The sequence below is a fragment of the Armatimonas sp. genome (assembly GCF_031410135.1).
Classification (GTDB): Bacteria; Armatimonadota; Armatimonadia; order Armatimonadales; family Armatimonadaceae; genus Armatimonas.
In genome coordinates this window covers 1-6409 of sequence record NZ_JANNYP010000839.1, presented here as the reverse complement: position 1 = coordinate 6409, position 6409 = coordinate 1, and the positions used below count along the sequence as shown (strand labels likewise).

The following is a 6409-nucleotide window of genomic DNA, read 5'->3' as shown; positions in this document are numbered from 1 at the left end:
GGAGCAGGCGTAGTGCATCGAGCCCTTGGCCCTCCCCCCGCTCGTTCCTCGCGACCCCCTCCCGATAACGGGAGGGGGTTGGAAAACCCATCCCCTCTTGCTCCCCCTCCCTTTCCCGTTATCGGGAGGGAGGGGGCCGGGGGGAGGGAGGGAAACTCTATGAGATTAGAAATCATTCCTGCCATTGATTTGTTTGGCGGACAGGCAGTTCGTCTGCGAAAAGGCGATTTTGGGACGAGCGAGAAAGTCGCCGACGATCCGGTAGCAACAGCGCTAGGCTTTGAGAAAGCCGGGGCGACGCGGATTCATATCGTGGATCTCGACGGCGCAAAGACCGGCGAGGCGACCAATCATCCCGTGATTAAGGCGATTCTCGCGGCGGTCAGTATTCCCGTCCAAGTCGGCGGGGGGCTGCGCACGCCCGAGAAAGTCGGGGCGATGCTGGCACTCGGGGCGAGCCGGGCGATTGTGGGGACGAGCGCGGCGGGCAACCCGGCGGCAATTTCCGCTATACTGGAGCAGTACGGCGAGCACGTGATTATCGGGGCCGATGCCAGCGACGGTTTTGTGGCGACGCATGGCTGGAAAGAGACCAGCGGCGAGCGGGTAGAAGACTTTTGCAAGCGCATGGCGGCTCTGGGGGCGCGGCGGTTTCTGTTTACCGATATTGCTCGCGACGGGATGCTGGAAGGTGTCAATGTCGAGGCGACGGCGGCGCTGGCGGAGGCTGTGGGCCTGCCGGTCATCGCGTCGGGCGGCGTGGCGGGAATTGCCGATATTGAACAGCTCACTGCCGTGCAACAAAGGGGCGTGGAAGCTGTCATAGTGGGCAAAGCGCTCTATGCCGGGCGGCTGTCGCTAGCCGACGCCCTTCGGGTAGCAGCAGGAGGATAGTACCGTGCCACCAGAGGCAATGTTTCTAGGTTTTGCAATGATTATCGGGGCGCACGCTGGGATGAAAGCCATCTTACATCACCGCCTGAAGATGGCGGAGATCAGGGCAAAAGGAGTGCAGTCAAACGACGCCTCGATGCAGGCGACGATTGAGGAGCTACGCAACGAAGTGCGCCAGCTTCGCGATACCACCATGCGCTACGATATGTCTTTTGATGCCGCTCTTACCCGCATGGAAGAGCGCGTGGATCGGATGGAAACGCGCGCCAGCTACAATACTACCAACGCGAATGATCCTCTCGCACGGCTGCGAACGGAGCAATAAAGTATGACAGGAGAAATCGCGGTCTTTATTCCTATAATTGCGCTCTGCATTCCCATTGTTGCCATTTGGGCCAAGCACAAGGAGCGCATGGAAGAGATTCGTGTGCGGCAGGGAGGCACCACGACGGTGTCAGTGGACGAGTCACTGCGAGTTGAAGTGCAGCAGCTCAAAGAGCAGGTGATGGCCCTGCGTGACACGACCACCAAGTTCGATCTGTCTTTTGATGGTGCCCTTGATACGATGGAGGCGAGGATGAAGCGCATGGAAGAGCGCCAGCTCAGCCAGACCTATCAGACCACCGAGACGGGCGAGCCCCTCGCACGTCTGAGATCGGAGCAGTAGCGATGGGAGGAGAGATCATCGCCGTTTTTATCTTGCTCGTGATCTTTGTAGGCATCATCTCCATCATTGGGGTGTCCTCCTGGCACCGGCAGGAGATGGAGAAGATCAAGGCACGCAAGGGGCTTGAGGGGAATACGGCTCAGATAAGCGAGGAGCTGCGTGCGGAGCTCAATGCTCTCAAAGAGCAGGTGCTGGCGCTTCGAGACACGACGACCAAGTTTGATCTGGCGTTTGACTCGGCGCTGGATGGGGTGGAGGCGCGCCTGAAACGTGTTGAGGAGCGGCAGCTGACGCAAAACTACCAGACCACCGACGATGCGCAGAAGCTGACTCTGGGGCGGTAAACTGTAGCGATGCAGGAGCCAAAAAAGCGCAAGTGGATTCCCACGGGGACGATCCGAAAAGATGCCATCTCGGAGCTGAGTGGCTTGTGTGCCAGCCAGCACTACCCAGGGATTCTCTGGGCACACAATGATAGCGGCGACCGCTCCCGCTTTTTCGCCATCCGCGCGGATGGGAGCTTTGTCGCGGAGGTCGAGGTCGAGGACGCTGCCAATAAAGACTGGGAAGATATCGCGCTGGATCGCGAGAGCGGCACGCTCTACATCTCGGATCTGGGCAACAACGACAACAAGCGCGATGATCTCTGCGTCTACAAGCTCGCCGAGCCCGCGCCGAAGAAGTCCACCGTGACGGCCACGAAGATTCGGGTGGCCTATCCCGATCAGACGGAGTTCCCCCCAAAAAAGACCGAGTGGCGCTTCGACTGCGAGGCGGTTTTTGTCTTTCGTGGCAAGCTGCACCTACTCACCAAGCACCGCATGGCAGGCTCACCGTTCTTCCCCTCCGATAGCACCGTGCTCTACCGGCTGGATAGCGAAGACCCTAAGCGGGTGAACACGCTCACGCGCCTGGATCAGCGCAGCAAGCTAGGCGGCTGGGTGACGGGCGCGGATCTCTCGCCCGACGGAAAATATCTCGCGGTGCTGGCGCATCTCCCCGTGGCATCTGTCTGGATCTTCGAGACACGCGGCGGCGGAGATAAGCTTCTCAGCAAGCCCGTCAAGCGCCAGGTTCTAGAGAGCGCCAAGCAGTGCGAGGCGCTCTGTTTTCTGGACAACCAGACCCTCCTGCTCGGCAATGAGCAACGTGAGCTTTTTCGCCTTCCGCTTGCGGAAGTTACTCCGGTTTAGGGGCCGCTTTCATCAGCTCCAGCAAGACAATGGTCTTGTCAAAGAGTAGCGTACGCTCAATATAGGCCGAGATTGCAAGCTCCTGAACGACGTCTTTGGGGGCTTTGCTGGGATCTTTGGCGTACTCTTTGGGAACACGCTTGCCGCCATAGAACGTCTCACTCTGTTTCTCAATCTCGCTCTTCTGGCTCTCCGTAAGAAGCTCCCGAAGGGGCTCTAAGATCGTCTTGACCGTCTTGCGAGTGGTCTCCAGGCGGCGTGAGGCGGCGAGGCGCTGCATCTCCAGAACACGCTTTTCAATGGTATCGGGCACGCCGCCCCCGGCAATGGCCTGAGCACGGGCTTTGGCAACCTCGGAGCCAATCCGCACTAGGTCTTCATCGTCCTGCTTGTTGAGCTCGACAGCACTCTCACGTGCCTTTTTGAGCGCAGGCAAGAGCTTGCCGATCTGCTCGGGCGTGAGCTTGAGCGGAGCCAGCGACTGAAGCAAGCTAAGCTCGACAAGCTGCTCCTGAACCACAAGAGCCGCTTTATTGGGAGCAGGCGCGGCGGGTGGTTGCGGGAAGAGTAAGCAGAGAGCAACGAGAAAAGGAGTCATAATAGCCCTATTGTAGCACGTTATGCCGCTTTCTTAAGGGCCTTAGGTTGAAAGATAAGCTTCTCAAGCTGGCTCTGGGTCAGAGGTTTGGAGTAGAAGTAGCCCTGCACCTGATGGCACTTGAGCCACTGCAAGACCTTAACCTGCTCGGCAGTCTCCACGCCCTCGCTCGTTACTTTCAGGGAGAGAGCACGCGCCAGATGAATAATAGCCTCGACAATGGCCACATTTTCTTTTTGATCCGTCATGTGGGTAATAAACGAGCGGTCAATCTTGAGCGTGTCTATCGGCAGGTTACTCAGATAGGCCATCGAGGAGTAGCCCGTTCCAAAGTCATCAATGGCGATCTGCACTCCGAGGGCTTTGAGGCGCCCTAGAATGTCGCTGGCACCGGTGGGGTCTTGCATCATCACGCCCTCAGTGATCTCTAGGGTTAGCTTCTGTGGGGCTAGCTCCGTGTCTGCCAAGATCATCTGTACGGCGCGGTCTAGATCGCTTCGCTGAAACTGCCGGGTGGAGATATTAACACTGATATTGAGAGGAGTCTCTATCTGTTTGTTCCATATCCCAAACTGGCGACAAGCGGTGCGCAGCGCCCAGTAATCCAGGCTACTGGAGAGGCCAGATTCCTCCGCAATTGCCACAAAGCGTGAGGGGAGAATGGTTCCTAAGCGAGGGTGCTCCCAGCGCGCGAGCGCCTCGACTCCTACCATTAGGCCACTTTCCAGGGAGATAATCGGCTGGTAGTAGAGCATCAGCTCATCGTTTTGGAGGGCATGACGCAGGTCGGCTTCGAGGGCAAGGCGCTCCTGTAAGTGAAGGTTCATGCTCTCATCAAACGTGGTATGTCGGCCCTTGCCCTTCTCTTTGGAGCGGTACATGGCGATATCGGCGTTGCGTAACATCTCACCCACGGTTGATTCTGGGTTGCTATAAACCACGCCCACGCTACTACGACAGAAGATCTCTTGTGACTCCAGTAAGAAGCTTTCTTCCATCACCATCCGAATGCGCTCTGCAAGCTGCTCCACATTGGTAGGGGACGAGAAGTGCTCTACCAGGATCGTGAACTCATCACCACCGAGTCGGGCGAGCATACGGCCAGGCCCCAGGAGCCCATGAATGCGCAGGGTAATCTGCTGGAGGAGCTGGTCGCCTGCTGCATGGCCCAGCGTGTCATTAACCAGCTTGAAGTTATCCAAGTCCAGAAAGAGGAGCGCGACCTGGCGACTATCGCGAGCCGCCCGAGCCAGCGCCTGCTCCAAGCGCTCCTGAAAGAAGTGCCGGTTTGGGAGCCCGGTGAGGGCATCATGCTTGGCCTGATGGACAAGACGGTCTTCGACATGTATACGCTCAGTGACATCCAGCGCGACTCCAATAATTCCCACCACCTGATTATTCTCGCCTCGAAGGGGACTACACTGCACATCAAAGGAACGAGGCCCAAGTGGCATCGTCCAAGCGCGTTTCTCTCCCGTCAGAACATCCTCGATATAGCGTCCATACTCGGAGGTGCGACGGAAATGAAAGTGTCTGTAGATGGATCGTCCCACCACTTGGGGAGTGATAATTCCAATACTGTTCATCCCCTGGCCCTCAAAGAACGTCACCTTGGCCTGATCATCTAGTGCAAAGACAACCACGGGTAAGTTGGCTAAAACAGCCTTGAGGCGTGCCTGTGTCTCCGACATGGAGTAGATGGCATCGCTCAGCTCCTGAGTGCGCTCCTCCACACGGGCTTCTAAAAGATCGCGGTCTTGCTGAATGGTCTGACGCTGGGCAAAGAAAGCGCGTACCATTCCTGCCAGCTCATGAACTTCCTGCGTGTCCGGCTTTAGGGTTGCCAGAGGCTCTAGGCTCTGCTCACGTAGAGCGGCTGTCAGACGTCTAAGGGGGAAGCTGATCCAGTGGTAGAGAGCAATCGAAAGGACGAGAAGTAGGGCGGTACTAAAGAGAAACAGCCAGATGGGCGTGGCTTGAAAGGCTTCGTGCTGCATCTGAAGGCTCGGGACATGAAAGCTTAGGTGCAAAGTTGCATGGGGATTATGAGAATCAAGAGGAAATTCTAGCTGTGCTCGCCCCTTTTCATCGAGATCCTCCAGAGGCGCATGTGAGCGACGACAGAGTGCTGCCGTGCTGCCCGAGATTCCCTCAATCTGCTTGAGTACCTCGGTTGTCCAGAGCTTCCCTGCGAAGACAACTCCCGCGTCTTGTGGCAGGCTCGCTCGGTGAAGCTCCAAAAGCCCTTGGGGTGTCTCGATGAAAAAACGCCTATTGTTGTTGTTAAGCTGCTCTCGGATAGCTGCCCAGGTCAGTGCGATACTATTGTGCTTTTGTTGCGTGTAGAGACGCTCGCCGCTGTTATCAAAGATCCAGACTCCATCTAGTCCCTCAGGGAGCGCAAGCGGGTCTGCCAGAAAATCCGTAAGGTCTTTTTGTTGGGCAACCGTTTGGCAGTAGTTTGTCAGCGGAGCCCCTGTCAGCTCAAGGAGGCGATGAATGCGTGCTTGTGCTTCGACATTGAGCAGATAGGCCGCATGGCCAAGTGCTTGTCGCTGTTGATTCTGCCAGGCAAAGAGCCCCATAGAACAACAGAGAAAGCAAAGAGATAGTAAAATGACTACTTTTGTGTGTAAAGAACGCATGAGCACTTCTGCGTTCTATGGTCGGTATTTAGTAAGTGTCTCGTTAGTTTAAAGCGCGATATTTTACGAGGGTCCAAAGAGCTTGCAGAAAGTCCGAGGGGCGGATTTTCTTGCCCTGCGCCATGGTGCGCGCACGGTAGTTTATGGGCAGCTCGTGGATCTTGATGCCACGCTTGAGCACTTTTGCCGTCACTTCTGGGCAGAAGTCAAAACGCTGGGAGTTGAGCGTAAACTGCCGCAGAACATCCATCTTGAAGACTTTATAGCACGTGGCTTCGTCGGTGAGGCGTGCGCCCGGAAAGAGCAGATTCGCCGTGTTGGTAAGCAAAAAATTAGCGAGCCGGTTGGCGGGCTGCATGTTCTCGACCTTGCCCGCAAAACGTGAGCCGTAGACCACCTGCGCCTCGCCCGA

At 56.8% G+C, this 6409-nt stretch carries 7 protein-coding genes and 1 pseudogene; 5 read left to right on the top strand and 3 right to left on the bottom strand.

Annotation, left to right across the window (positions count from 1 at the left end; genetic code table 11):
• Positions 1-159: 159 nt before the first annotated feature.
• The 5 genes from hisA to RMO15_RS30380 are packed head-to-tail and all read left to right on the top strand — an operon-like array spanning position 160 to position 2754.
• Positions 160-894 (top strand): 1-(5-phosphoribosyl)-5-[(5-phosphoribosylamino)methylideneamino]imidazole-4-carboxamide isomerase, encoded by a 735-nt coding sequence (gene hisA / locus RMO15_RS30400; RefSeq protein ID WP_309722086.1) that lies wholly within the window; start codon positions 160-162, stop codon positions 892-894.
• Positions 895-898: 4 nt separating this feature from the next.
• Positions 899-1219 carry a hypothetical protein gene (locus RMO15_RS30395; protein WP_309722083.1) on the top strand — a complete coding sequence of 107 codons (321 nt, stop codon included), beginning with the start codon at positions 899-901 and terminating at the stop codon, positions 1217-1219.
• A gap of 3 nt (positions 1220-1222) precedes the next feature.
• The gene (locus RMO15_RS30390) at positions 1223-1561 is read left to right on the top strand and encodes a hypothetical protein (RefSeq protein WP_309722081.1); all 339 of its coding nucleotides are present in this window, start codon (positions 1223-1225) and stop codon (positions 1559-1561) included.
• Between the two features lie 2 nt (positions 1562-1563).
• Positions 1564-1905, top strand: coding sequence for a hypothetical protein (locus RMO15_RS30385; RefSeq protein ID WP_309722078.1), 342 nt, complete (start codon positions 1564-1566; stop codon positions 1903-1905).
• Between the two features lie 9 nt (positions 1906-1914).
• Positions 1915-2754 carry a hypothetical protein gene (locus RMO15_RS30380; RefSeq protein WP_309722075.1) on the top strand — a complete coding sequence of 280 codons (840 nt, stop codon included), beginning with the start codon at positions 1915-1917 and terminating at the stop codon, positions 2752-2754.
• Here the strand turns inward: RMO15_RS30380 and RMO15_RS30375 are convergent.
• The 3 genes and pseudogenes from RMO15_RS30375 to RMO15_RS30365 all read right to left on the bottom strand — a co-directional run.
• Positions 2741-3352 (bottom strand): hypothetical protein, encoded by a 612-nt coding sequence (locus RMO15_RS30375; RefSeq protein ID WP_309722072.1) that lies wholly within the window; start codon positions 3350-3352, stop codon positions 2741-2743. The genes RMO15_RS30380 and RMO15_RS30375 overlap by 14 nt on opposite strands.
• A 20-nt stretch (positions 3353-3372) precedes the next feature.
• Complete coding sequence (locus RMO15_RS30370; protein WP_309722069.1) at positions 3373-5937, bottom strand: EAL domain-containing protein; 2565 nt, start codon at positions 5935-5937, stop codon at positions 3373-3375.
• A gap of 103 nt (positions 5938-6040) precedes the next feature.
• Positions 6041-6409: pseudogene (locus tag RMO15_RS30365) on the bottom strand (glycosyltransferase family 2 protein); the annotation flags it as partial.

Coding starts and splice junctions, on each gene's coding strand:
- hisA (WP_309722086.1), top strand. CDS start 160: ATGAGATTAGAAATCATTCCTGCCATTGATTTGTTTGGCGGACAGGCA.
- RMO15_RS30390 (WP_309722081.1), top strand. CDS start 1,223: ATGACAGGAGAAATCGCGGTCTTTATTCCTATAATTGCGCTCTGCATT.
- RMO15_RS30385 (WP_309722078.1), top strand. CDS start 1,564: ATGGGAGGAGAGATCATCGCCGTTTTTATCTTGCTCGTGATCTTTGTA.
- RMO15_RS30380 (WP_309722075.1), top strand. CDS start 1,915: ATGCAGGAGCCAAAAAAGCGCAAGTGGATTCCCACGGGGACGATCCGA.
- RMO15_RS30375 (WP_309722072.1), bottom strand. CDS start 3,352: ATGACTCCTTTTCTCGTTGCTCTCTGCTTACTCTTCCCGCAACCACCC.
- RMO15_RS30370 (WP_309722069.1), bottom strand. CDS start 5,937: ATGGGGCTCTTTGCCTGGCAGAATCAACAGCGACAAGCACTTGGCCAT.